This window comes from Pseudarthrobacter defluvii (assembly GCF_030323865.1).
Taxonomy (GTDB): domain Bacteria; phylum Actinomycetota; class Actinomycetes; order Actinomycetales; family Micrococcaceae; genus Arthrobacter; species Arthrobacter sedimenti.
Genome location: NZ_CP066362.1, coordinates 1,963,127 through 1,988,301, shown reverse-complemented (window position 1 = coordinate 1,988,301; position 25,175 = coordinate 1,963,127). Strand labels below are relative to the sequence as shown.

The following is a 25,175-nucleotide window of genomic DNA, read 5'->3' as shown; positions in this document are numbered from 1 at the left end:
TGTCTAACCCTAGCCCAGCTTGGATGCCACAAGCTCCGTGAGGTCGACGAGACGGTTGGAGTAGCCCCATTCGTTGTCATACCAGGAAACAACCTTGACCTGGTTGCCAATGACCTTGGTCAAGCCGGAGTCGAAGATGGAGGACGCGGGGTCGCCCACGATGTCGGAGGAGACGATGGGCTCGTCCGTGTAGGTCAGGAAGCCCTGGAGCTCTTCGGACTCCGCGGCGCGCTTGAGGGCAGCGTTGACTTCCTCAACGGTGGTCTCGCGGGACACGGTGACGGTGAGGTCGGTGGCGGAGCCGGTGGGCACGGGAACACGGATGGCGTAGCCGTCCAGCTTGCCCTTGAGTTCCGGCAGCACCAGGCCGATGGCCTTGGCGGCACCGGTGGAGGTGGGAACCATGTTGATGGCGGCAGCGCGGGCGCGGCGCAGGTCCTTGTGCGGTCCGTCCTGGAGGTTCTGGTCGGCGGTGTACGCGTGGACGGTGGTCATGAGGCCACGTTCGATGCCGAATTCGTCGTTGACCACCTTGGCCAGCGGGCCGAGGCAGTTGGTGGTGCAGGATGCGTTGGAAATGATGTTGTGCTTGGCGTTGTCGTAGAGGTTGTGGTTGACACCCATCACGATGGTGATGTCCTCGTCCGAGGCCGGAGCGGAGATCAGGACCTTCTTGGCCCCGGCGGCGATGTGCTTCTGCGCGTCGGCCGCCTTGGTGAAGAAACCGGTGGATTCGATGACGATGTCCACGCCCAGTTCGCCCCAGGGGAGGTTGGCGGGGTCGCGCTCGGCCAGGACCTTGACCACGTTGCCGTTGACGACGATGTTGCCGTCCTTGACCTCGATGGTTTCCTTCAGGCGGCCGCCGACCGAGTCGTACTTGAACAGGTGCGCCAGGGCTTCGGGGCTGGTGAGGTCGTTGACTGCAACGATCTCCAGGTCCGCGCCTTGGGCAAGCGCTGCGCGGAAGTAGTTGCGGCCGATACGGCCAAAGCCGTTGATACCAATACGGGTCGTCACTTTTACAGTCTCCTTGGTGCTTTGAGAAGCACTACTAGTTGAGCGGGCGTTGAAGCCAACTAACAGATCCCGCACGCCATTGGGCAGAGATGATTTACACGGAGGGCGACCAGCCTCATTGCTGAAGGCTAACCGCCTTCCGTGACCTATCTTACGTTTAACTGGGTCCGCCCCCGCAAGTGCGGGGGCGGCCGGTCCACATCCCGGCCGGTTTAAGTCGGAATGTGAAGTTTATTACAGCGATGTATAACGCGCATCACTACGGGAGGGTGATGAGTCCCGTGGCGTTGGCGCGTGCTGCCTCGAAGCGCTGGGCAACATCTGCCCAGTTCACGATGTTCCAGAACGCCTTGACGTAGTCGGCCTTGACGTTGACGTAGTCCAGGTAGAAGGCGTGCTCCCACATGTCCAGCATCAGCAGCGGGATGGTTCCCAGTGCGGTGTTGCCCTGCTGGTCGTAGAGCTGCTCGATGACCAGGTTTCCGCCGATGGGCTCGTAGGCCAGGAAGCCCCAGCCCGATCCCTGCAGGCCGAGGGCTGCGGCGGAGAACTGGGCGCGGAAGGCATCGAAGGAGCCAAAAGCGTCATCGATTGCGGCAGCCAGCTCACCTTCGGGCTTGTCGCCGCCGTCCGGGGAGAGGTTCTTCCAGAACACGGAGTGGTTGACGTGGCCGCCGGTGTGGAACGCGAGGTCCTTGGAAAGCCGGTTGATGTTGGCGAAGTCGCCCTTTTCACGAGCCTCGGCCAGCTGGGCCAGCGCGTTGTTGGCGCCTGCCACGTAGGCGGCGTGGTGCTTGCTGTGGTGCAGCTCCATGATCCGCGCAGAAATGTGCGGTTCAAGGGCGGCGTAGTCGTAGCTGAGTTCCGGCAAAACGTACTCGGTCACAAAATCCTCCAATATCGTGGACCCGGAGGTCCGGTTGGTAACTCTCGGATTGTGCATCCGGGCAGCTGGTGCCCGGAATTCTTCTTGATTCTATGGGGCGCTTACTCGTCCAGCATTTCGGGCGTCACATTGGCGTCCGTTCCGGGAACGCCGAGGTCAAGTGCGCGTTTGTCAGCCATGGCCAGCAGCCGGCGGATGCGCCCGGCAATGGCGTCCTTGGTCATGACGGGGTCGGCCAGCCGGCCAAGCTCGTCGAGGCTGGCCTGCTTGTGCGCCACGCGAAGCTCGCCGGCGTATTTCAGGTGGTCCGGAACGTCGTCGCCCAGGATCTCCAGCGCACGCTCCACGCGGGCACCGGCGGCCACGGCGGCCTGGGCAGAGCGCCGCAGGTTGGCGTCATCGAAGTTGGCAAGCCGGTTGGCGGTGGCGCGGACTTCCTTGCGCATGCGGCGTTCCTCCCACACCATCAGCGCGTCGTGCGCGCCCATGCGTGTCAGGAGCGCCGCGATGGTGTCCCCGTCGCGGATGACCACGCGGTCCACTCCCCTGACCTCCCGCGCTTTGGCCTGGATGTCCAGCCGGCGGGCGGCGCCAACCAGGGCCAGGGCAGATTCGGGCCCGGGGCAGGTGACCTCCAGCGACGACGATCGGCCAGGTTCGGTCAACGAGCCGTGGGCCAGGAACGCACCGCGCCACACGGCTTCGGCGTCCGCCGCGGAACCATTGACGACGGCGGATGGCAGCCCGCGCACGGGACGGCCCCGTCCGTCCAGGAGGCCGGTCTGGCGGGCCAGCGCCTCGCCGTCACGGACAACCCGCACCACGTAACGGCTGGCGCGCCGCAGTCCGCCGGCGGAGACTACGATGATTTCGCTCTGGTGGCCATAGACCTCGGCGATGGCGGCGCGGAGCCTGCGGGCAGTGGACGCCAGGTCCACTTCCGCCTCGATGACGATCCTGCCGGAGATGATGTGCAGTCCCCCGGCGAACCGGAGCATTGCGGAGACTTCAGCCTTGCGCACTGATGACTTCTTGATGTCCAGACGGGACAGTTCTTCCTTGACTGATGCTGTCAGTGCCATGGCACCTTCCTAACTGTTCCCAAAAATGTCCTGGTACGCCGTGGCCAGCCGAAGCGGCTCGTGGACGGGCCGGCGTCCCGACGCCCCTACTTTACCCAAGACAACTTCCGCTCCGAGCATGCCGGCAGCCTTCTCGAACTCCTGCCTGTCCGGCACCGACGCCGGATCGGCCAGGACCACGTCCACGCTGAACTCCGGGGCGTAGCGCCGAAGGACGTGCAGGTGGTCCGCGGCCGTCATGCCGCTGGTTTCCTTGGTGTCCGTGGCAAGGTTCATGGTCAGGCAGCGCTTGGCCGGCGTGCTGCACAGGGCCTGCCGCATCTCCGGCAGGAGCAGGTGCGGCAGGACCGACGTGTACCAGGAGCCGGGGCCGAGGACCACCCAGTCCGCCAGTTCGATGGCCGTCAGGGCATCAGTGCACGCCGGGGCTGCCTCGGGCAGGAGCCGGACTTCCTCCAACGAACCGGCCACGGCACAGCGCGCCTGGCCGCGGATGGTCTGGAGGCTGGTGCCACCGTCCGGGGCGGTCACGCGCACATCGCCTTCGATGGTGAGCGGAACGGTTGACATGGGCAGGACCTGCCCCCGTGCCCCGAGCAGCGCTCCGGCCCACTTGAGCCCTGCGACGGCGTCGCCCAGCAGTTCCCAAAGCGTCACGATCAACAGGTTGCCCATGGCGTGCTCGTCAAGGGAGCCGCCCGGGCCCTTCCCGGCTCGGAACCGGTGCTGCATGACATCGCGCCAGGTGCGGCCCCAGTCTGTGTCGTCGCAGAGCGCGGACAGTGCCATGCGGAGGTCTCCCGGCGGTAGGACGCCGTACTCCTCGCGCAGACGCCCGGACGAGCCGCCGTCGTCCGCTACCGTGACCACCGCGGTGAGCTCGGAGGTGAGCAGCCGCAGTGCCGAGAGCGAGGCCGCCAGGCCGTGGCCGCCGCCCAAGGCCACCACGTTGGGACCCTTGTCCTGCTGGCCCGAGCCCTTACCAGCGGCCGGCGGCACCAGGGGCAGGGCTCCGGTAAACAGGGCCATTACTCGCGGCCCAGATCCCGGTGCGCGGTGGTCACCGTGACCCGCGGATACTGTGCGAGTTTCTTCGAAAGTTCCACGGCCACGGCAACGGAGCGGTGCTTCCCGCCGGTGCAGCCCACGGCGATGGTGGCGTAGTGCTTGTTTTCCCTGCGGTACCCCTCCAGGACGGGTTCCAGGGCAAGGACGTAGCGGTCCACGAAGTTCTTGACGCCCTCGGCCTCCAGCACATAGTCACTGACGTCCTTGTCCAGGCCGGTCTGCGGGCGGAGCTGGGGCACCCAGTGCGGGTTGGGGATGAACCGGACGTCGGCCACGTAGTTCGCGTCCACCGGCAGGCCGTACTTGAAGCCGAAGCTCATGACGTTGAGCCGCAGGGCGACGGGGCCAGTTTCGCTGAACAGTTCCGTAATGGCGGTGGCCAGGCCGTGGACGTTGTAGTTGGAAGTATCCAGGACGACGTCGGAGCTGTCGCGCAGTTCCTGCAGCAGCTCACGTTCGGCCGCTATACCGTCAAGGATGCGTCCACCACCCTGCAGCGGGTGCGGACGGCGTCCCTGTTCAAACCGCCGGACCAGGACGTTGTCGCTGGCGTCAAGGAACAGGACCCGGAAGGTGACCCCGCTGGCGGCAAGTGCATGCAGAGCCGAACGGATATCGGCAAAGAGACCTTTGCTGCGGACGTCGATGACCACTGCCAGCCGGGGAATGGACTGCGGTGCGTGCGAGACCAGTTCCGCCAGCGTGCCCAGCATCTGCGGCGGCAGGTTCTCTACGACATACCAGCCGTGGTCCTCCAGTGCGTCGGCTGCCGTGCTCCGTCCGGCGCCGGACATTCCGGTGACCACCAGCAGCTCCGCTTCGACCGGTTTGACGGGTTCCATCCCGTCGTGGCCGGCCCCGGATTCCGCCGTCGTGTCTGCCATGAAGCCTGCCCCGTTTCCTCGTTGTCCCCTTGGGCGGCGATGGCGCTGCCCCGCCCTTTACCCTAGCTAAGATTCAATGATTTCGCCGGTGGTCATGTTGATCGCCGGCACTGTGACCGCTTCGGGCCCGTCGGCAGCGAAGTGGTGCACGATGGCATTGGCCAGTGCCGGGCCAATGCCTTTCGCCTGGGCAAGCTCTTCCACGGTGGCAGCCTTCACGCCCTTGACCGAGCCGAAGTGCGCCAGCAGGGCCTTGCGCTTGGAGGCACCCAGCCCCGGAACGGCGTCCAGCGCCGAGACGGTCATGGCCTTGCCGCGCTTTTGGCGGTGGAACGTGATGGCGAAGCGGTGCGCCTCGTCACGGATCCGCTGCAGCAGGTACAGCCCCTGGGACGTGCGGGGCAGGATTACCGGGAAGTCGCTGTCCGGAAGCCACACTTCCTCCAGGCGCTTGGCCAGCCCCACGACGTACACATCATCGATGCCAAGATCCTTCAGGGCTCGGGCCGCTGCGTTCACCTGGGGCTGGCCGCCGTCCACCACCACCAGGTTGGGCGGGTAGGCGAACTTTGCCTTGGGCGCCGGGGTGGTGGTGTCGAGGGCGGCAGCTTCGGTTTCGGCCGCCTGGTCAGCCTCAGGCTGGCCATCCGCCACCAGCCCGTCCACCGCCAACCCGTCCGCCGCCAGGACGGACTCATCCACCTGCGCGGACTTGTCCTGCAGGTAGTGGCGGAACCGGCGGGTGAGGACGTCGTGCATGGCGGCCGTGTCATCGGACGCCGCGGGACCCGTGATGGAGAACTTGCGGTAGTCGGACTTCTTGGGGAGTCCGTCCTCCACCACCACCATGGAGGCCACCACGTTGGTGCCCTGTACGTGGGAAACGTCGAAGCACTCGATCCGCAGCAGCGGAACGGGCAGGTCCAGCGCTTCCTGGAGTTCCTGGAGGGCCTGGGACCTGACGGTGATATCGCCCGCGCGCCGCGTCTTGTGGAGCCTCAGCGCGTGCTCGGCGTTCTCGCGCACGGTGGACATCAGCGCCGCCTTGTCCCCCCGCTGGGGTACCCGGATGTCCACCTTGGCGCCGCGGATGCCGGCCAGCCACTTCGCCAGGTCCTCCATATTGCTGGGCGCCACAGGCACCAGGACTTCGCGTGGGAGCCGACCGTGCGTATCGCCGTCCTCGCCGTAAACCTGCTGGAGCAGGTGCTCCACCAAATCAGGGGTGCTGAAGTCCTCCACCTTCTCCACCACCCAGCCTCGCTGGCCGCGGATCCTGCCACCGCGGACGTGGAACACCTGGACGGCGGCCTCGAGTTCGTCCTCATGCAGGGCGAAGACGTCGGCGTCGGTGTCCTCTGACAGGACCACCGCGTTCCGTTCGAAGACCTTGCGCAGCGCGGTGATGTCGTCCCGGAGCCTGGCAGCGTGCTCATAGTCGAGCTTCGCCACGGCGTCGCCCATCTGCTTCTCGAGCTTGTTGATGAACCTGGTGGCCTCACCGCCCATGAAGGCGCAGAAGTCGTCAGCCAGTGCCCGGTGGTCCTGTGGCGAGATCCGGCCCACGCAGGGCGCTGAGCACTTATCGATATATCCCAGCAGGCACGGCCGCCCGCTGGCCTCAGCCCGTTTGAAGACACCGGCGCTGCAGCTCCGGACAGGGAAAACGCGGAGCAGGGTGTCCATGGTTTCCCGGATGGCCCCGGCTGTGTACGGACCGAAGTAGCGCGTCCCCTTCCGCTTGTCGCCGCGCATCACCTGCACCCGGGGGTACTTTTCGCTCATGGTCACGGCAAGGTACGGATAGGTCTTGTCATCCCGGAACACCACGTTGAACCGGGGCTTGAATTCCTTGATCCAGGTGTATTCCAGCTGCAGCGACTCCAGCTCACTGCCCACTACGGTCCACTCGACGCTGCTGGCGGCGTGGACCATCGCATAGGTCTTGGGCAACAGCCCGGCCGGGTTGGCGAAATAGGAGTTCAGCCGCGACCGCAGGCTCTTGGCTTTGCCTACGTAGATGACCCGGCCGTGCGGATCGCGGAACCGGTAGACGCCTGGGTTGGTGGGGATTTCACCGGTTTTGGGGCGGTAACTTGCTGGATTTGCCACCTATCAAGTCTACTGAGTCGCGCCGGGTCTCCCTGCCAGCCCCGGCTATTCGGCGGACTTGCTCTGGTTGTAGCTCGCAGAGCGTTCCTGGCCGCTGAGTTCGGCGATGGCGTCCATGATCCGATCCGTAACCTGACGGCGGGCCGGAAGGGAGTGGTCCGGACCCGTCTTGTCGAAGTACAGCGGCTCCCCCACCTTCATGGTGAAGTGCTGCGGCCGGACCCCTTTTTCGCCGGCGCGCTGGAGCTGCTCGGTCCCGATCAGGCCCACGGGAATCACGGGAGCCCCAGTGGTGAGCGCCAGCCAGCCAACCCCGGTGCGCCCCCGGTAGAGGATGCCGTCACGGGAGCGGGTGCCCTCCGGGTAGATGCCGATGCCGCGCCCGGCTTCCAAAATGTCCAGCAGGGTCTTGAGGGCCTGCACGCTGGCAGCCTGTTCCCCGCGCTCCACCGGGATGGAGCCCACGGACTCGAAGAAGGCCTTCATGACCTTGCCCTTGACGCCGCCGGTGGTGAAGTATTCAGCCTTGGCGAAGAAGGCGACGGGCCGGGGCATCAGCGCCTGGACGATCACGCTGTCGAAAAAGGACAGGTGGTTGGGTGCAACGATAAAGGGGCCATCGGTAGGGACGTTGTCGAGGCCGACGACGGTGGGCCGGCAGGTGCCGGCGATCAGGTTGCGGGTGGTCCAGCGGACGGCATCAAACATTTCCATCGTTGCTCACCCCGCTCATGGCCGCAGTGTGGATCGACTGGAGCCGCTCGATCACGGCTACGAGTTCCTCGCCGGTATTGACGACCGCCACGGAGCCGGCTTCCTCCAACTCCCCGTCCGGCGCGAAGCCCCAGACAACCCCGATGCAGTCCAGCCCGTTGGCGATTGCACCGGAAACGTCCTGGGCACGGTCCCCCACCATGATGGCGTGCCGGGTGTCCAGGTCCCGGAGGGCGGCGGCGATGATCTGCGTCTTGCCGAGCGGGACGCCTTCCACCAGCGTTTCGTCGTCGGCGGACCCGTGGATGCCGTGAAAGAAGCCGTCAATGCCGTGGTGGGCAAGGACCTTGTGGGCAAGCCGCTGCGGTTTTTGGGTGGCAACGGCCACGGGGCGTCCAGCCTCTGCGAACGATTCGAGGATTTCGCGGATGCCCGGGTACAGCCGGCTCTGGGCGATGCCTGTGGCGACGTAGTAGTCGCGGTAGCGGCGGACCACCTCTTCCAGGCGGTCCGCCGGCACCTTTGCCACGTTGAGCAGTGAATCGCTCAGCTTGGGGCCGATCATCGAGTCCAGCAGGTCCTGGCCGGGAACGGGGAGCCCCAGCCCGCGGAGGGCCGACGCAATCCCCCCGGTTATTCCACCGGCCGGGTCGACAAGAGTGCCGTCCAGGTCAAAGATCACGGGCACTGTTGTTGAAGTCACCGGGTTAGTTTCTCACGACAGCAGGAGTGCCTGAAACTCGCATTCCCGGCGAGGAATACTTCTCTTGTAATTCCTTCGCTCAGCCCAGTATTTCGGCGAGGAACTTCCCCGTGTGGCTGGTGCTGGACTTCGCCACCTGTTCCGGCGTCCCTGCGGCGACAATCTGGCCGCCGCCCGAACCGCCGTCAGGCCCGAGGTCAACCAGCCAGTCCGCGCTCTTGATGACATCCAGGTTGTGCTCAATGGTGATCACGGTGTTGCCCTTGTCCACCAGGCCCTGCAGGACCATGAGCAGCTTGCGGATGTCTTCGAAGTGCAGGCCGGTGGTGGGCTCGTCCAGGACATAGATGCTGCGTCCGTTGGAGCGCTTCTGCAGTTCCGCCGCGAGCTTGACCCGTTGCGCTTCGCCGCCGGACAGGGTGGTGGCCGGCTGGCCCAGCCGCACGTAGCCCAGTCCCACGTCCACCAAGGTGTTCAGGTGCCGTGCGATGGGTGAGAACGCCGCGAAGAATTCGGCGGCCTCTTCGATGGGCATGTTGAGGACATCCGCGATGGTTTTGCCCTTGTAGTGCACTTCCAGGGTCTCCCGGTTGTAGCGGGCCCCGTGGCACACCTCGCAGGGGACGTAGACGTCAGGCAGGAAGTTCATCTCGATCTTCAGCGTGCCGTCGCCGGAGCACGCCTCGCAACGGCCGCCCTTGACGTTGAAGGAGAAGCGGCCGGGGAGGTAGCCACGGACCTTGGCTTCGGTGGTTTCCGCGAAGAGCTTGCGGATGTTGTCGAAGACGCCCGTGTACGTGGCCGGGTTGGACCGCGGAGTCCGGCCGATGGGGCTCTGGTCGACGTGCACCACCTTGTCCAGCTGCTCCAGGCCCTGGACCGTCTTGTGCCGCCCGGCCACCTGCTTGGCACCATTGAGCTTGTTCGCCAGGACTTTGTAGAGGATCTCGTTGACCAGCGTGGACTTGCCCGAACCGCTCACGCCGGTAACCGCAGTGAAGAGGCCCAGGGGGAAAGCGGCATCGACGTTCACGAGGTTGTTCTCCCGCGCGCCCACTACCTTGATCTCGCGCTTCTTGTCGTACTTGCGGCGCTTCTTGGGTACCTCGATGGCCTTGCGGCCGGACAGGTAGTCACCGGTCAGCGATTCCCTGTTGTCCAGCAGTTCCTTGTATGTGCCGGAGTGGACCACCTGGCCGCCGTGCTCGCCGGCGCCGGGTCCGATGTCCACGATCCAGTCGGCCACGTGGATGGTGTCTTCGTCGTGCTCCACGACGATCAGGGTGTTCCCCATGTCGCGGAGCCGGGTGAGGGTTTCGATGAGCCGGCGGTTGTCCCGCTGGTGCAGGCCGATGGACGGTTCGTCGAGGACATAGAGGACACCCACCAGGCCGGACCCGATCTGTGTGGCCAGCCGGATGCGCTGGGCTTCTCCGCCTGACAGGGTGGCCGAGGGCCGCTCCAGGTTGAGGTACTCCAGGCCGACGTCCAGGAGGAAGGTCAGCCGTGCCTGGATCTCCTTGAGGACCTGGTGGGCGATCTGGGCTTCGCGTCCGGTCAGCACCAGGTTGTTCAGGAAATCTGCGCATTCCCGCATGGGGAGGGCGGCAACCTCGGCGATGGACTTGCCGTTGATGAGGACGGACAGTGATGCCGGGTTGAGGCGGGCACCATTGCACGCGGGGCAGGGAACCTGCCGCATGTACTCTTCGTAGCGGTCGCGGGCCCAGTCGGAGTCGGTCTCGCCGTGCTTGCGGTGGACGTACTGGATGGCACCTTCGAATCCGGTGCTGTACTTGCGTTCACGGCCAAAGCGGTTGCGGTACTGCACAACCACTTTGTGGTCCTTGCCGTGCAGGACGATCTGGCGCACGTCCTTGCCCAGCTTCTCCCACGGCGTGGTCATGGAGAAACCGACTTCCTTGGCCAGGCCCTCCAGCAGCCGGTTCCAGTACTCCGTGGTGGCGGTTCCCATGGACCATGGAGCGATGGCGCCCTCGGACAGGGACAGTTCCGGGTTGGGAACGATGAGTTCCTCATCCACCTCCAGCCGGGTGCCGATGCCGCTGCAGGCCGCGCAGGCGCCGAAGGGATTGTTGAAGGAGAAGGAGCGGGGCTCGATCTCGTCGATGGCGAGCGGGTGCTCGTTGGGGCAGGCGAGATTTTCCGAGAACGCCCGTATCCGCTCGGGGGCATCCGCATCAACGTCAACGAACTCCGCCAGGACGCGGCCCTCGGCCAGTCCCAGGGCGGTCTCGATGGAGTCTGTCAGCCGCTGGCTGATGCCTTCCTTGACCACCAGGCGGTCCACCACCACCTCGATGGTGTGCTTGAACTGCTTGCCCAGCTTGGGCGGATCGCTCAGCTGGATGAGATTGCCGTCCACGCGCGCCCGCGAGTAGCCCTTGGCGGTGAGGTCCTTGAAGAGGTCAACGAACTCCCCCTTGCGTCCGCGCACCACCGGGGCCAGGACCTGGAAGCGCGTGCCCTCGTCGAGTTCAAGGAGCTGGTCGACAATCTGCTGCGGGGTCTGCTTGGACACCGGTTCACCACAAACGGGGCAGTGCGGCCGGCCGACGCGCGCCCAGAGCAGGCGCATGTAGTCGTAGATCTCGGTGATGGTGCCCACCGTGGACCGCGGGTTCTTGCTGGTGGATTTCTGGTCGATGGAGACCGCCGGGGAGAGGCCCTCGATGAAATCGACGTCGGGCTTGTCCACCTGGCCCAGGAACTGGCGTGCATAAGCGGAGAGTGATTCGACGTAGCGCCGCTGGCCCTCGGCGAAGATGGTGTCGAACGCCAGGGACGACTTGCCGGATCCGGAGAGGCCGGTGAAGACGATCATGGCGTCACGCGGCAGGTCGAGGTCCACGTTGCGCAGGTTGTGCTCCCGCGCGCCCTTCACCACGAGGCGGGAGAGGTCCGGGCGTTCCAGGGCGGCCGCGGAGGGTACGGCGAGGGAAGCGGAGGGGGCAGGGGTTTCTTCAGCTAAGGCTTTAGGCACCCCATAATGCTAATCGAAAACTTTTTCGAACACTGACCGTTCCGCCCTCAGGGAACATCGTAGGCGGCGGCCAGCAGCTTGACCGCTTCGGCGAAGCTGGCGCCCTGGGATTTTGCGACGGCGGCATATGCGGCCGCGGCGTCGGAGAGGCCTCCCAGCCGCTCATCACGGGCACAAACAACCGTGCCGTTGCGGCCACGGGTGGCGACGACGCCGGCCGCCTCCAACTCCTTGTAGGCCCTGGCGACGGTGTGCGGGGCGACGTCGAGTTGTTCCGCGAGGGCCCTTACCGCAGGGAGCCTGGTTCCGGGCGCCAGTGCACCGCTGTCCGCCAAGTGGATGACCTGCAGACGAAGCTGCTCGAACAGCGCTACGCTGCTGGCCTGGTTGGGCCGCCAGGACCCCGGGAAGTCGGTAGCAGCTTTCACAGGCCGCCCTCCAGGACGCCCGCCTTGCCTTCGCGTTCTGCAAACTGGGCGTTGTACAGCCTGGCGTAGTAGCTGTTGGCGGCAAGGAGCCTTCCATGCGTGCCCTGCTCGACGATGCGTCCGTGGTCCATGACGAGAATTAGATCAGCGTTACGGATGGTGGACAAACGGTGGGCGATCACGAAGCTTGTCCGCCCGTGGCGCAGCCGCTGCATCGCCTGGCGGATGAGCAGCTCAGTCCTGGAGTCCACCGAACTGGTTGCCTCATCCAGGACGAGAACGGAGCGCCCGGCGAGCTGCGCCCTGGCGATAGTCAGGAGCTGCCGCTGGCCCTGGCTGAGCGGATCCCCTCCGTTCTCCAAAACAGTGTCGTAGCCGTGCGGCAGGGACCTGATGAAGCGGTCCGCATGCGTGGCCTCTGCCGCGGCGACGATGGCAGCATCCGGGGCGTCGGGCCGGCCGTAGGCGATGTTGTCGCGGATGGTGCCTCCGAAAAGCCAGGAATCCTGCAGCACCACGCCAAACCGGGCACGAAGGTGGTCCCGGGGGATGTCCGCGATGTTGAGTCCACCCATGGTGATCCTGCCGGACGTGGGCTCCAGAAACCGCATCAGCAGGTTCACCACTGTGCTCTTGCCCGCGCCGGTGTGTCCCACGATTGCCACCGACTGTCCCGGTTCCACGGTGAAGGCGAGGTTGCGGACTGCGGGAACGGAGCCGGGGTAGCCGAACGTGACGTCGTCGAAAACGATGGCGCCCCCGGCCGCAGCGCCGGAAGGCCGCCCGTCCTGCTCCGGCGGGTCCTGCTGCTGCAGGTTTGGCTCCTGCGGATCCTCACGTGCATCCAGGAGCACGAAAACCCTGCCCGCGGACGCCGCGCAGGACTGCATGACGTTGAGGAGCCCCCCGATCTGGCCCACCGGCTGGGTGAACAACCGGCTGAACTGGATGAAGGCCTGGACGCCCCCGATGGTCATGGCCCCCGCGATGACCTGCAGGGCTCCCACCACTGCAACCGCTATGTAATTGAGGTTGGACATCAGCACCATCAGCGGCTGGACCACTCCCGCCGAATACTGCGCTTTGGCAGCTGCCCGTGCCAGGCGCCCGTTGCTGCGGCTGAATACTTCCACCGCATGTCCCTGCCGGCCGAAGGCCTTGATGACCTCGTGCCCGCTGACGAATTCCTCTACGTGGGCGTTGAGTTCGCCGGTCTCCTTCCACTGCACCGCGAAGTGTTCCTGCGACCGCCTGGCCACCAGGAACGTGATCCAGGTGGAGATGGGAACGGTGGCAACGGCAATGGCTGCAAGCAGCGGCGAGATCCACAGCATCATGGCCAGCGAACCGAAGAGCATCAGCACCGACACGATCAGCTGGGTCAGGACCTGGTTGAGGGCCTGCGCAATGTTGTCGATGTCGTTGGTGGCCCGGCTCAGGACGTCACCCCGGGAGCGCTCCCGGAAGTAGGTGGAGGGAAGGCGGTGAAGTTTGTCCTCGACCGAGGCGCGCAGGCCATACATGAGACCTTGTACGGCATGGGCTGTCAGTGCGCCCTGCACCCAGTTGAACAGGGAGGCGAAGACATACATCATGGCCACGGCCGCCAGCAGGATTCCAAGGCGCTGGTCCAGGGTGCCTTGGAAGACGCCCTCCACCACCACGTCGGTGGCATCACCCAGGTACTTTGGGGCGGCAACGTTAAGGCCCGCGAACGCGCAGGTGGCCGCCACTGCCCCCAGCATGTGCAGCCGGAAGGGGCGCAGGAGGCCAAGGAGCCTGCCGGCAGTTGGCCAGAACTTCTGCGCCGCCTCCCCGGATTCCTCCCCGGCCGTCACAGCGTGCCGTCCAACGCGAGCTGGGATTCGGCAATCTCCCGGTAGGTGGCTGAGGTTTCCAGCAACTCCTGGTGCGTCCCCTGCGCAACGAGGCCGCCGTCGTCGAGCACCAATATGAGCTCCGCGTCCTCCACGGCGGAAATCCGCTCGGCAACCAGGATGGTTGTTGCCGCGGCGAGCTGCTGGTCCAGGGCCTGCCGCAGCCTGGTGTCCGTGTCGTAGTCCAGCGCCGAAAAGCTGTCATCGAAGAGGTAAAGGGGCGCTTTGCGCAGCAGGGCCCTGGCAATGCACAGCCTTTGCCGCTGCCCGCCGGACAGGCTGGCGCCGCCCTGGCCAACAGGGGTGGCAAGCCCCAGGGGGAGGTCACGCATGAAGCGCATGGTCTGTGCCGCCTCCAGGGTGGCCCAGAGTTCTTCGTCCGTTGCGTCGGGGGCGCCCATCCTCAGGTTGTCGGCGATGGTTCCGGTGAATAGGTGGGAGTGCTGGGGCACGATTGCGATGGCGGCGCGGAGCTGGTCCAGGGGCAGGTTCCGGATGTCCTGGCCGGCCAGCGTGATCCGGCCTTCCGTGGGGTCAAGGAAACGCGGAACCAGATTCAACAGGGTGGTCTTGCCGCTGCCTGTGGAGCCGACAATCGCGGTGGTGGTACCTGGAGCGGCGGTAAAATTGATGCCGGCAAGCACAGGGGCTTCTGCACCCGGATAGGAAAAGCCCACGTCCTGGAATGTCAGCGGCGCCGGGCGCGACGGGTCCAAACGGGTGTGGTCCAGCCGGGGGTGATGGAAACGGGTCTGGTCCAGCAGGGCGTGCGGCTGCGCTGAGCTGCTGACGGACGGCTCGGTGTCGAGGACCGCCTGGATTCGTTCGGCGCAGACGGCGGCGCGGGGCGCCGTCATCAGGACGTACATGGACATCATGATCGCGAGCAGGATCTGCATGATGTATGCGATGAACGCCGTAAGCGCCCCGAGGTTCATCAGTCCTGCCTGGATGCGGTGGCCGCCGAACCAAACAACGGCGACGGAACTGATGTTGACCACCAGCATGATCATCGGCAGCATCCCGGCCACCAAGAGCGCCGACTGAAGGTTGTTTGCCGTCAGGCCCGCGTTGGTCGCCGCGAACCGCCGCACTTCGTGGCCCTGCCGGACGAAGGCACGGATGACATCAGCGCCAATGATCTGCTCGCGGAGAATACCGCCGGACCGGTCCAGCAGGTCTTGGCCTTCCCGGTAGAGCGGAATCAACCGGCGGACGATCAAGTACATGATGAGCAGGAGCAAGGGCACGATGACGATCACGACCACGGAGAGCGCCACGTCCTGCTGCACGGCAAGTACGATCCCTCCGATGCCCATGGCCGGCCCGGCAAAGAGCATGGTGAAGACCAGCACGGCAAACGCCTGGACCTGCTGGACATCGTTCGTTGCGCGGGTGGTCAGGCTTTGCGTTCCAAACAGGGCCACATCCTGCGAGGACAGCGACTGGATCCTGCTGAACACCTCCGCCCGCAGGCGGTGCCCGATCCTCATGGCCACCACGGCGCCAAGGTAACCCGCGGCGATGGCCGAGACGGCCTGCACCACGGCGATGACGGCCATGAGCACCCCGAGCCGCGAGATCACCTCAGGCCTTCCGGCGACGATGCCGTCATCGATGATGGCTGCGTTCACCGTGGGCAACAGCAGGTTCGCGGCCGCCTGGACCAACTGGAGGAAGACGATGGCGCCGACCCGCCCGTATTGGCCCGCAAGCTGCCGCTTCATGAGTCCGACCAGCAAAATACCCCCTGTATGTGCGTTTGGCCGAAGAGGGGGCCAGCAGCTTGACCCCTAAACCACAGACGCCATTGTAAGCCACATCACTTTTCATCGCTGTCACGGCATGTGACGGTTTTGAAAACTATCAGCCCACAGCCTTGCGGCCTACTGCGAAGATCCGGCGGAACGGGAAGACCGTGCCGTGGACGCCCTGGGGATAAGCGTCCCGAAGGGCCGCGGCGTACTCGGATTCGAAGCGCTTGGCGTCATCCTCGCTGAGGGCGCCCATGACCGGGCGCAGCGCGGTGCCCCTGACCCACGCCAGCACCGGGTCCTGGCCATGCAGCACCTGCTGGTAGCTGGTTTCCCATGCATCCGCCGCGAAGCCGGCGTCGAGCAGGATGCCCAGGTAGTCTCCGGGCTCCCCCACTGTTTCCCCGCCCCGCAGCACCCCGTCCAGCTTGGACGCCCACCGGTCCGAGGCGGCCAGTTCCCGCATCAGGGCGTGCGACGGGGCGTTGAAGTTTCCGGGCACCTGCATGGCAAACCAGGCGCCGGGCCGGAGGGCTTCAAGCCACTTCCGCATCAGGTCCTGGTGGCCCGGGACCCACTGCAGGGCGGCGTTGCTCACCACGACGTCGGTCACGGGAGCGGGCATCCAGGCGGCAATGTCCGCCTGCTCGAATGCCAGGGCGGGGATCTTCGCCGCCAGCGGGGCAGCCTGTGCCAGCATCTCCGCGGACGAGTCCACGCCAACCACCCGCCCGTCCGGCCAACGTTCGGCCAGGGTTGCCGTGAGGTTCCCGGGCCCGCACCCAAGGTCCACCACGTGCGCCGGCCCCTCCGCATGGATCCGGGCCGTGAGGTCGAAGAACGGCCTGTTCCGGTAGTCGCCAAACTCGGCATACTTTGCGGGGTCCCATTTCATGAATATCTCCAGGTTCTGACGCGCACACGGGCAAGCCGTAGCGTAACCCGGCAGCACCGCCCTGCCGGTATGCCACGTGGCACTAAGGTTGAAGTCAATGAAACTCGTTGACCAGCTGAGCGACCTGTCCACCCCCAACCCGGCCGCCGCCGTCGACCCCGACGCCCTGTACACCCGGTTCGTGGAGTGGACGGAAAGCCGGGGCCTGTCGCTGTACCCGGCGCAGGACGAGGCCATCATGGAGCTGGCAACGGGGGCCAACGTCATCCTGGCAACGCCCACGGGATCGGGGAAGTCGCTTGTGGCGATCGCCGCGCACTTCCAGGCCATGGCCCAGGGTCGCCGCAGCTATTACACGGCGCCCATCAAGGCCCTGGTCTCCGAAAAGTTTTTTGCACTGTGCGACATTTTCGGTGCGGAGAACGTGGGCATGATCACCGGCGACTCCGGGGTCAACCAGGACGCGCCCATCATCTGCTGCACCGCAGAGATTCTGGCCAACATCGCATTGCGGGAAGGCTCGGCCGCGGAGCTCGGCGCGGTGATCATGGACGAGTTCCACTTCTACTCCGACCCGCAGCGCGGCTGGGCCTGGCAAGTCCCCCTCCTGGAGCTTCCGCAGGCGCAGTTCCTGCTCATGTCCGCCACCCTGGGCGACGTGACCCGGTTCGAGGAGGGGCTGACCGCGTTGACCGGCCGCGCCACCACCACGGTGAGCTCGGCGGAGCGGCCCATCCCGCTGCACTACTACTACCACCAGACTCCCGTCCACGAGACCCTGGAGGAGCTGCTGTCCACCAAGCAGGTGCCTGTCTACGTGGTGCACTTCAGCCAGCTCGAAGCCATTGACCGCGCCCAGAACCTGATGAGCATCAACGTGTGCACCAGGGAGGAAAAGGACAAGATCGCGGAGCTGATCGCCAACTTCCGGTTTGCGGCGGGGTTCGGGAAGACGCTGAACAGGCTGGTCCGCCACGGGATCGGCGTGCACCACGCCGGCATGCTGCCAAAGTACCGCCGGCTGGTGGAGCAGCTGGCACAGGCGGGGCTGCTGAAGGTGATTTGCGGGACGGACACACTGGGCGTGGGCATCAACGTGCCCATCCGGACGGTGCTGCTCACGGCCTTGAGCAAGTACGACGGCGTCCGCACCCGGCTGCTCAACTCACGTGAGTTCCACCAGATTGCGGGGCGGGCCGGCCGGGCGGGCTACGACACCGCCGGGACCGTGGTGGTGCAGGCGCCCGAGCACGTGATCGAGAACGTGAAGGCCATGGCCAAGGCCACCGCCAAGTTCGGCGACGACCAGAAGAAGCTGCGCCAGGTGGTGAAGAAGAAACCGCCCGAAGGTTTCGTGTCTTGGGGTGAACCAACCTTCAACCGACTGGTGGAATCAGTCCCGGACCCGTTGACGTCAAGCTTCACGGTGACGCACGCCATGCTGATGAACCTGATGGAACGGCCCGGCGACCCGTTCGCGGCGGCCCGGCGGCTGCTCACCGAGAACCACGAGCCGCGCCCCAACCAGCTGCGGCTGATGAAGAAGGCGCTGGGCATCTACCGGGAACTGCTGGCCGCCGAGGTCATCGAGCGGATCCCGCCGGACGAACAAGGCCCCGATGGCCGCACTGTCCGGCTGACCGTGCACCTGCAGCCAAACTTCGCCCTCAACCAGCCGCTCTCCCCCTTCGCACTTGCTGCGCTGGACCTCCTTGACCCGGAGTCGCCGTCGTACGCCCTGGACGTGGTGTCCGTCATTGAGGCGACCCTGGAGAAACCCCGCCAAATCCTCTCCGCACAGCAAAAGAAGGCCCGCGGCGAAGCGGTGGCCGCCATGAAGGCCGACGGCATCGACTACGACCAGCGGATGGCCATGCTGGATGAGGTGACCTACCCCCAGCCGCTGGCAGAGATCCTGGGTGAGGCGTTCGAGGTGTACCGGAAGGCTGCGCCGTGGGTGGGCGACTTCGAGCTGGCACCCAAGTCGGTGGTCCGCGACATGTACGAACGGGCCATGAACTTTGGTGAGTTCGTCCAGTTCTACGGCCTGGCGCGCTCGGAAGGCATCGTGCTGCGGTACCTCGCCGACGCCTTCAAGGCGCTGCGCCAGACCGTCCCGCAGGACGCCCTCCGAGAGGACCTGGCGGATCTCATCGCCTGGCTCGGCGAGCTGGTGCGGCAGGTGGACTCCAGCCTCCTGGACGAGTGGGAGGAACTCACGTCCGGGAAGGCCCCGACGCCGCACGACGCACCGCCGCCCCCGCCGCCGTCGCTCACCTCAAACATCCGCGCATTCCGGGTGATGGTGCGCAACGAGATGTTCCGCCGGGTGGAGTTGTTCGCCGACGAGGATTCCGCGGCTTTGGGAGAGCTCGACGGCGGCTCCGGCTGGGGTGCCGACCGCTGGGAAGACGCGCTGGACGACTACTTCGACGAACACGACGACATTGGGACGGGCCCCGATGCCCGCGGCCCCGGCCTGCTGATGATTACCGAGGAACCCGGGACCTGGAAGGTTCGCCAGATCTTCGACGATCCGGCGGGCAACCACGACTGGGGGATCTCGGCGGAGGTGGACCTGGCGGAGTCCGATGCGACCGGAACGGCCATGGTCAGGGTGACGGAGGTAAACCGCCTCTGACGCGGGCCGCCTGCGCTCCTGCGGGCTCTCCACGGCCCTGCGGTGGGCGTGCCGGTACCGGCGGTAAGCTCGAATCATGAGTGTAATCCGCCCCGCAACCCGGCATGACGTCCCCGCCATCCTCCGCATGATCCACGAACTGGCTCATTACGAGAAGGAACCCGACGCCGTCCGGAATTCACCCGAGCTGTTGGACCAGGCGCTCTTTGGCGACAACCCCAGCGTGTTCGCTGTCATGGCCGAAGATGATGCGGGGGACGTGCAGGGCTTCGCACTGTGGTTCCTGAACTACTCCACCTGGGAGGGCGTGCACGGGATCTACCTGGAGGACCTCTACGTCAGCCCGGAAGCGCGCGGCGACGGGCACGGCAAGGCGCTGCTGCAGCACCTCGCCGCGATCGCCGTAGAGAACGGCTACGCCCGGGTGGAGTGGAGCGTGCTGGACTGGAACGAGCCCTCCATCAATTTCTACCGCCGCCTCGGGGCCCGCCCCATGGACGGCTGGTCCACCTTCCGGCTCACCGGCGAGGCGCTGGATATGTTGGGCCGGGCAGCCTCCCTCCCGGCTCCCGCCCGTGGTTGACGTGCAGCGCGGCCCTGCCGCAGCGGTCCGGCACGAGGTCAGGGCCAGGCACGAGTTCCGCGGCATGCGCACCGTGGAGCACTACTTCACGGTCCCACTGGACCATTCGGAGCCGTCCGGCGAGTCCATCACAGTTTTCGCACGCGAGTACGTCTCCGCGGCACACAGCGAGGAAGCCGCCGGCGCGCTGCCATGGCTTCTGTTCCTGCAGGGCGGACCCGGCGGACGCGGGAACAGGTGGGGTTCCCTGGGCGGCTGGAGCAAGGCCGCGGCCCAGGACTTCCGGATCCTGATGCTGGACCAGCGCGGCACTGGGCTCTCCACACCCCTCGACCGCACCACCCTGCCTGGCCGCGGCTCCGCGCCCGCCCAGGCCGCCTACCTGGAACATTTCAGGGCAGACTCGATCGTGGCGGACGCGGAGCTGATCCGAGCGGCCCTTGGCTCCGGCCCCTGGACCATCTACGGCCAAAGCTACGGGGGCTTTTGCGCCCTGACGTACCTGTCCTTCGCACCGGAGGGACTGCGCGAAGTGCTCATCACCGGCGGCCTTGCACCGCTCACCGGCAGCGCGGACGACGTGTACCGCGCCACCTACCAGCGCGTGGCGGCACGCAACGAGGAATACTTCGGCTGGTATCCGGAGGACCGGAAGACGGTGGAGCGGATTGCCCGGCACCTGCGCTCAACAACCGAGATGATGCCCGACGGCGTGCCCCTGACGGTGGAACGGTTCCAGATGGCGGGGGCATTCCTGGGCGGCAACACCCGGGTGGACAGCCTCCACTACCTGCTGGAGGACGCCTTCGTGCAGACCCCCGGCGGGCCAAGGCTTTCGGACACGTTCCTGGAGCAGCTCCAGGGCGTCGTTTCCCGCCGTTCCAACCCGCTGTATGCCCTGATGCACGAATCCATTTACGGCCAGGGGCAGGCCACCAATTGGTCCGCCTGGCGGATGCTCGCCGAGAACCCCTGGTTCAGGCCGGATGCCGAGCCGCTGCTGCTGACCGGCGAGATGGTGTATCCGTGGTACTTCGAGCAGGACCCGGCCCTCGAGCCCTTGCGGGAGGTCGCGGAGCTGCTGGCTTGCAGGCAGGATTGGCAACCGCTCTACGATTCCCGGGTGCTTGCCACCAACACCGTCCCCGTGGCGGCGGCGGTGTACTCGGACGATATCTACGTGGACCGGGACCTCTCCTTGCGCACCGTGGCAGCAGTGCAGGGCCTGCAGGTGTGGGAGACCGCCGACTTCCATCACGACGGGATTGCCGACGACGGTGAGAGGATCTTCGCCCGCCTGTTGGGAATGGCCCGGTCAAGCGGCCGCTGACTGCCGGTGCGACGTGCGGGTGACAACGGCGGCGGCCAGGACAGCAGCGCCGATGGTTCCGCCCAGGAGGTTCAGGCCCAGGTAGCCGGCGTAGCCCAGGACCAGTCCGGACAACGCGCCGCCCAGCGCTCCCGCGGCGCCCATCAGCATGTCGGAGACGCCCTGCACCGCCACTTTGGCGTCCCGCCCGACGCTGTCAGCCAGCAGCGTGGACCCCGAGATGGTGGCCGCAGACCAGCCCACGCCCAGCAGGACCAGCCCGATGGCTACGGCGGTGGTTGAGGACTGCCCGAATCCGGCAACCGCGACGGCGGCCACCAGCACCGTGAAGCCGATCATGATGGTCTCGATCCGGCCTGCCCTGTCCGTCAGCCAGCCCATGACCGGGGAGAGCGCGAACATCCCGGCGATGTGCAGCGAAATGGTGAAGCCGATGATGACCAGCACGTCACCCTCGGCATGTCCGGTATGCGGACCGGGCCCCTCCACGAGGTGCTGCAGGTGCAGCGGAGTCATGGACATCACGCCCACCATGACGGCATGGGCAGCGACGATTCCGGTCACGGCCAGCAGCGCCGTCCGCGAACTGCGGATGGCCCGTACTCCACGGCCAAGGGAGCCTCCGACGGCCGGTGGCGCGCCGGGGACGCCCTGCCCGGGGACATCTGCCGAAGGGCCGCCGGTGTGCGGGGCGTCCAGATGGCCCGTCGCGACGTTCTTGCCGGCAGCGGCAAGTTCGCGTGCCAGCAGCAGCGGGTCGGGACGGAGGCCGGCGAACACGAGCACGGTGGCGATCAGGAGCCCGGCCCCGGAGATCACGAAGGGGCCTGCGATGGGCGGCAGGCCCAGTGCGGTGCCAACAGCCGTACCGGGCTGGATGAGATTGGGCCCGGCGACGGCGCCGACGGTGACCGCCCAGACGACGGTGGACAGCGCCCGGCCACGGTGCTCGGCGGCAGCGAGATCGACGGCCGCGAACCTGGCCTGCAGGCTCGCGGCAGTCCCCACGCCGATGCCTGCCGCCCCCAGGACCAGCAGGATGAAGGAACCGGATATCACTGCCAGGACCATGAGCACTGCGCCGGCAAGGGCGGCGGAGAGTCCGGCCACCTGACCGGTGCGGCGGCCGCGCCGTTCGGCCAGGGACGCCAGGGGCAGCGCTGCGGCTGCGGCGCCGAGGGTCATTACGGTGGCAACGGATCCCGCCCACGCGCTGGACCCCGAGAGTTCGACGGCCAGGATGGAGCCGATAGACACGGTTGAACCCGTCCCGAGTCCACCGAACACCTGGGCCGCGCTCAAGAGCACAACGGTGCGCCGCTGCACCTGGCGCACGCCCTGATCCTTCACAAGTGTGCGGGCCATGTTCCGAGCATAGACCCGTGCCGGGGTGCCCTGCAGGGGGTTTTGGTCGCTGTTTCTACCAGGGTTTAAAACGGGTAGTCCCGGCCGCGAAGGAGGCCGGGACTACCGTGATGGGATCGTGCGGCGCGGCCCTATTCGGCGTCGCTGTGGCTCTTCCTGGCGTCCTCTTCGAGCCGGGGATCAACTTCCGCAGCCTGCGCTTTGGAGCTGAGCAGGCTCGCGGCCACGGCAATAATGATGGTGCCCACAATGACCGCAAGCGATACGAAGGTGGGGATCTCCGGCGCCCACTCGATGTGGTGCCCACCGTTGATGAAGGGCAGCTCGTTGACGTGCATGGCGTGCAGGACCAGCTTGACGCCGATGAATGCCAGGATGACGGACAGCGCGTGCTTCAGGTAGATCAGCCGGTTCATCAGGCCACCGAGGAGGAAGTACAGCTGCCGCAGGCCCATCAGGGCAAAGAGGTTGGCGGTAAAGACGATGAAGGGGCTCTGGGTCAGGCCGAAGATCGCCGGGATGGAGTCCACCGCAAACAGGAGGTCCGTCAGGCCAATGGTGATGAAGACAATCACCATTGGGGTGAAGACCTTCTTGCCGTTGACCACGGTCCGCAACTTGCCGCCGTCGAACTTCTCCGACATGGGGATGACCTTGCGGATTTTGGCAATCAGCGGGTTCTCGCGGTCTTCTTCCTCTTCGCCCTCGTCCTGGGCCTGCTTCCACGCCGTCCAGAGCAGGAAGGCGCCGAAGATGTAGAACACCCAGCTGAACTGGTTGATGACCACGGCGCCCAGCAGGATGAAGATGCCGCGCAGGATGAGCGCGATGATAATGCCTACCATCAACACTTCCTGCTGGTATTTCCTGGGCACGGAGAACCTGGCCATGATGATGATGAACACGAAAAGGTTGTCGATGCTGAGGCTGTACTCCGTGACCCAGCCGGCAACGAACTGGCTGCCGAATTCAGGGCCGGTGAAAGCGAACATGGCGCCGGCGAAGGCCAGGGCCAGCGTGACGTAGAAGGCCACCCACAATCCGGCCTCCTTCATGGACGGTTCGTGCGGCCGGCGCACCACCAGGAGGAGATCGATCAGGAGAATGAGGCCGAGGACGGCAAATGAGCCAACCTCGAACCATACAGGCAAGTCGAGCACAGGGCAGCCTTTCGCAGGGTACACAAAAATGGTGTAAGTCTCTCCGGCCTGCCTGTGCACTTGGTGCTGATGTGGCGGCCCGCTACGCCCGGCGGGGCAACTGTGCCCTGCGTGTTGACGATCGTAGCGCTTGGGATACTCCCCTACGTGCCTTTAACTGTACCCCAGCGCATACATTCTGATGTTTCACGCAAACCGCCCCGGCCGTTTCGGATAACGGTTTCCCATACCCTATTGACCCGCCCTGCGGTGCTTGTAATAATCATCCGCAGTGAGAAAGCGCTTTCTCACCTCGACCTAGTATTCGTCCAGAAAGTCAAGGTTGGTCAATGAAGACTCCGCTTCGCACTGGCATGGTGGCCAAGGCCCTCGCCACCGCCGCCGCCGTGGCCCTGCTGGCTACCGGCTGCTCCTCCGCCTCCTCATCCAGCGACAGCGGCGGCAACATCACCGTCCGGTTCACGTGGTGGGGCAACGACCTGCGGAACAAAGAGACGCAGCAGGTTATCGACGCTTTCCAGGCCTCACATCCCAACATCAAGATCCAGGCCGAGCCCGGCGTCTGGAGCAGCTATTGGGACAAACTGGCCACCACAACCGCCGCCATTGATTCCCCCGACGTGATCCAGATGGACCAGGCCTACATCGCTGAATACGGTGGCCGTGGAGCACTGCTGGACCTCTCGAAGCAGGGCAACATCGACACCTCAAAGATTGACCAGGATGCCCTGAAGTCCGGCCAGGTGGACGGCAAGCAGTATGGCCTGAGTACGGGCCAGAACGCCAAAGCGGTGATGATCAACACCAAGATGTTCCAGGACTACGGGGTGCCCATCCCGGACGACAAGACCTGGACCTGGGACGACTACACAAAGACCGCCGCCCAGATTGCTGCCGCGGCATCCAAGGCCGGCCAGACGAACTACGGCAGTTCCTACTCGCTGACCGACTCCGACCTCAACACCTGGGCCATGCAGCACGGCGAGTCGCTGTACTCTGCGGACGGCGGCCTCGGCTTCAAGGAAGGCACCGCCACGTCCTTCTTCGAGAACGTGCTGAACCTGCGCAACAAGGGGGCAGCCGCTCCTGCCAACATCGCCACGGAGGACATCAGTGCCCCGGTTGAACAAACCCTCTTCGCCACCGGCAAGACTGCCATGTCGTGGTGGTGGACCAACCAGGTCAACGCGCTCCAGTCCGCACTGAAGAGTGAGGTGAAGATCCTGCGCGCGCCGAGCTCCACCGGCAGCGCCAAGGACAACGGCATGTCCTACAAGCCGTCCATGTTCTGGTCCGTTTCCTCGCGCAGCAAGCATCCGAAGGAAGCCTCCGAGGTGGTCAACTACCTGCTCAACAACCTGGACGCGGCGAAGACCATCCTGACGGAACGCGGCTTCCCCACCAACTCCGAGGTCCAGACGGCGATCGACCCGCAGCTGACGCCCGCGGATAAGGCAGCCGCGGCATTCCTGAAGGACATCAAGCCGGACCTCAAGGACGTTCCTCCCGTACCTCCCACGGGTTCCTCCGGGGTACAGGCACTGATCCAGCGGTACAGCAGCGATGTCCTTTTCGACCGCAGGTCACCTTCGGACGCGGCCAAGGGCCTCATGCAGGAAGCAAAGGACATGATCGACTCGGCCAGGAAGAAGTAGGATCCGGGACCGGC

General features: G+C 65.7%; 19 protein-coding genes. 4 read left to right on the top strand and 15 right to left on the bottom strand.

The features are described 5' to 3' along the window. Positions 1-9 precede the first annotated feature (9 nt). The 13 genes from gap to JCQ34_RS09075 form a co-directional block, all read right to left on the bottom strand. Positions 10-1,020, bottom strand: coding sequence for a type I glyceraldehyde-3-phosphate dehydrogenase (gap, locus tag JCQ34_RS09135; RefSeq protein ID WP_142133914.1), 1,011 nt, complete (start codon positions 1,018-1,020; stop codon positions 10-12). Positions 1,021-1,279: 259 nt separating this feature from the next. After that, on the bottom strand, positions 1,280-1,906 hold the full coding sequence (locus JCQ34_RS09130) for a superoxide dismutase (RefSeq protein WP_286403994.1): 627 nt from the start codon (positions 1,904-1,906) through the stop codon (positions 1,280-1,282). Between the two features lie 101 nt (positions 1,907-2,007). Further along, positions 2,008-2,988, bottom strand: a complete 981-nt coding sequence (gene whiA, locus JCQ34_RS09125; RefSeq protein WP_142133916.1) for a DNA-binding protein WhiA — start codon at positions 2,986-2,988, stop codon at positions 2,008-2,010. A 9-nt stretch (positions 2,989-2,997) separates the two neighbouring features. Continuing rightward, positions 2,998-4,017: a gluconeogenesis factor YvcK family protein gene (locus JCQ34_RS09120; protein WP_286403991.1), complete on the bottom strand. Its 1,020-nt coding sequence runs from the start codon at positions 4,015-4,017 to the stop codon at positions 2,998-3,000. Beyond that, positions 4,017-4,940 carry an RNase adapter RapZ gene (gene rapZ, locus JCQ34_RS09115; protein WP_142133918.1) on the bottom strand — a complete coding sequence of 308 codons (924 nt, stop codon included), beginning with the start codon at positions 4,938-4,940 and terminating at the stop codon, positions 4,017-4,019. The genes JCQ34_RS09120 and rapZ overlap by 1 nt, the downstream gene beginning before the upstream one ends. Before the next feature lie 66 nt (positions 4,941-5,006). Beyond that, positions 5,007-7,052, bottom strand: a complete 2,046-nt coding sequence (uvrC, locus tag JCQ34_RS09110) for an excinuclease ABC subunit UvrC (protein ID WP_286403987.1) — start codon at positions 7,050-7,052, stop codon at positions 5,007-5,009. Between the two features lie 45 nt (positions 7,053-7,097). After that, entirely contained in the window at positions 7,098-7,766 is a 669-nt protein-coding gene (locus JCQ34_RS09105; RefSeq protein ID WP_286403985.1) for a lysophospholipid acyltransferase family protein, read from the bottom strand. Then, on the bottom strand, positions 7,753-8,469 hold the full coding sequence (locus JCQ34_RS09100; RefSeq protein ID WP_286403983.1) for an HAD hydrolase-like protein: 717 nt from the start codon (positions 8,467-8,469) through the stop codon (positions 7,753-7,755). Before JCQ34_RS09100 ends, JCQ34_RS09105 begins: the two co-directional genes overlap by 14 nt. A gap of 79 nt (positions 8,470-8,548) precedes the next feature. Then, entirely contained in the window at positions 8,549-11,473 is a 2,925-nt protein-coding gene (uvrA, locus tag JCQ34_RS09095; protein ID WP_286403980.1) for an excinuclease ABC subunit UvrA, read from the bottom strand. A 47-nt stretch (positions 11,474-11,520) separates the two neighbouring features. Beyond that, a complete protein-coding gene (locus JCQ34_RS09090; RefSeq protein ID WP_286403977.1) occupies positions 11,521-11,901 on the bottom strand; it encodes a GntR family transcriptional regulator in 381 nt (126 codons plus the stop codon). Continuing rightward, a complete protein-coding gene (locus JCQ34_RS09085) occupies positions 11,898-13,739 on the bottom strand; it encodes an ABC transporter ATP-binding protein (protein ID WP_286403974.1) in 1,842 nt (613 codons plus the stop codon). The genes JCQ34_RS09090 and JCQ34_RS09085 overlap by 4 nt, the downstream gene beginning before the upstream one ends. Further along, positions 13,736-15,505 carry an ABC transporter ATP-binding protein gene (locus JCQ34_RS09080; protein ID WP_286403971.1) on the bottom strand — a complete coding sequence of 590 codons (1,770 nt, stop codon included), beginning with the start codon at positions 15,503-15,505 and terminating at the stop codon, positions 13,736-13,738. The genes JCQ34_RS09085 and JCQ34_RS09080 overlap by 4 nt, the downstream gene beginning before the upstream one ends. A gap of 139 nt (positions 15,506-15,644) precedes the next feature. Next, complete coding sequence (locus JCQ34_RS09075; protein ID WP_286403969.1) at positions 15,645-16,427, bottom strand: trans-aconitate 2-methyltransferase; 783 nt, start codon at positions 16,425-16,427, stop codon at positions 15,645-15,647. Positions 16,428-16,524: 97 nt separating this feature from the next. Here JCQ34_RS09075 and JCQ34_RS09070 point away from each other — a divergent pair, with 97 nt between their 5' ends. The 3 genes from JCQ34_RS09070 to JCQ34_RS09060 all read left to right on the top strand — a co-directional run bounded on the left by JCQ34_RS09070 (position 16,525) and on the right by JCQ34_RS09060 (position 20,981). Beyond that, a complete protein-coding gene (locus tag JCQ34_RS09070; RefSeq protein WP_286403966.1) occupies positions 16,525-19,068 on the top strand; it encodes a DEAD/DEAH box helicase in 2,544 nt (847 codons plus the stop codon). Between the two features lie 76 nt (positions 19,069-19,144). Continuing rightward, positions 19,145-19,651 (top strand): GNAT family N-acetyltransferase, encoded by a 507-nt coding sequence (locus tag JCQ34_RS09065; RefSeq protein ID WP_286403963.1) that lies wholly within the window; start codon positions 19,145-19,147, stop codon positions 19,649-19,651. Between the two features lie 64 nt (positions 19,652-19,715). Then, positions 19,716-20,981 (top strand): alpha/beta fold hydrolase, encoded by a 1,266-nt coding sequence (locus JCQ34_RS09060; RefSeq protein WP_286404399.1) that lies wholly within the window; start codon positions 19,716-19,718, stop codon positions 20,979-20,981. On the opposite strand, the gene JCQ34_RS09055 is transcribed toward JCQ34_RS09060, so the two are convergent. Together JCQ34_RS09055 and JCQ34_RS09050 are read right to left on the bottom strand one after the other, a co-directional pair. Further along, positions 20,967-22,346 (bottom strand): MFS transporter, encoded by a 1,380-nt coding sequence (locus JCQ34_RS09055; RefSeq protein ID WP_286403960.1) that lies wholly within the window; start codon positions 22,344-22,346, stop codon positions 20,967-20,969. The genes JCQ34_RS09060 and JCQ34_RS09055 overlap by 15 nt on opposite strands. Before the next feature lie 131 nt (positions 22,347-22,477). Next, complete coding sequence (locus tag JCQ34_RS09050) at positions 22,478-23,506, bottom strand: TerC family protein (RefSeq protein WP_286403957.1); 1,029 nt, start codon at positions 23,504-23,506, stop codon at positions 22,478-22,480. A gap of 329 nt (positions 23,507-23,835) precedes the next feature. Between JCQ34_RS09050 and JCQ34_RS09045 the strand changes: the two genes are divergently transcribed. Next, entirely contained in the window at positions 23,836-25,161 is a 1,326-nt protein-coding gene (locus tag JCQ34_RS09045; protein ID WP_286403955.1) for an ABC transporter substrate-binding protein, read from the top strand. Positions 25,162-25,175: the final 14 nt, after the last annotated feature.

Bases quoted from the DNA above. Each gene is read 5' to 3' on its own strand.
- JCQ34_RS09060 (WP_286404399.1), top strand. From the start codon at position 19,716: ATGCGCACCGTGGAGCACTACTTCACGGTCCCACTGGACCATTCGGAG.
- JCQ34_RS09065 (WP_286403963.1), top strand. From the start codon at position 19,145: ATGAGTGTAATCCGCCCCGCAACCCGGCATGACGTCCCCGCCATCCTC.
- JCQ34_RS09105 (WP_286403985.1), bottom strand. From the start codon at position 7,766: ATGGAAATGTTTGATGCCGTCCGCTGGACCACCCGCAACCTGATCGCC.
- JCQ34_RS09120 (WP_286403991.1), bottom strand. From the start codon at position 4,017: ATGGCCCTGTTTACCGGAGCCCTGCCCCTGGTGCCGCCGGCCGCTGGT.
- whiA (WP_142133916.1), bottom strand. From the start codon at position 2,988: ATGGCACTGACAGCATCAGTCAAGGAAGAACTGTCCCGTCTGGACATC.
- rapZ (WP_142133918.1), bottom strand. From the start codon at position 4,940: ATGGCAGACACGACGGCGGAATCCGGGGCCGGCCACGACGGGATGGAA.
- JCQ34_RS09070 (WP_286403966.1), top strand. From the start codon at position 16,525: ATGAAACTCGTTGACCAGCTGAGCGACCTGTCCACCCCCAACCCGGCC.
- JCQ34_RS09045 (WP_286403955.1), top strand. From the start codon at position 23,836: ATGAAGACTCCGCTTCGCACTGGCATGGTGGCCAAGGCCCTCGCCACC.
- JCQ34_RS09080 (WP_286403971.1), bottom strand. From the start codon at position 15,505: ATGAAGCGGCAGCTTGCGGGCCAATACGGGCGGGTCGGCGCCATCGTC.
- JCQ34_RS09075 (WP_286403969.1), bottom strand. From the start codon at position 16,427: ATGAAATGGGACCCCGCAAAGTATGCCGAGTTTGGCGACTACCGGAAC.
- JCQ34_RS09055 (WP_286403960.1), bottom strand. From the start codon at position 22,346: ATGGCCCGCACACTTGTGAAGGATCAGGGCGTGCGCCAGGTGCAGCGG.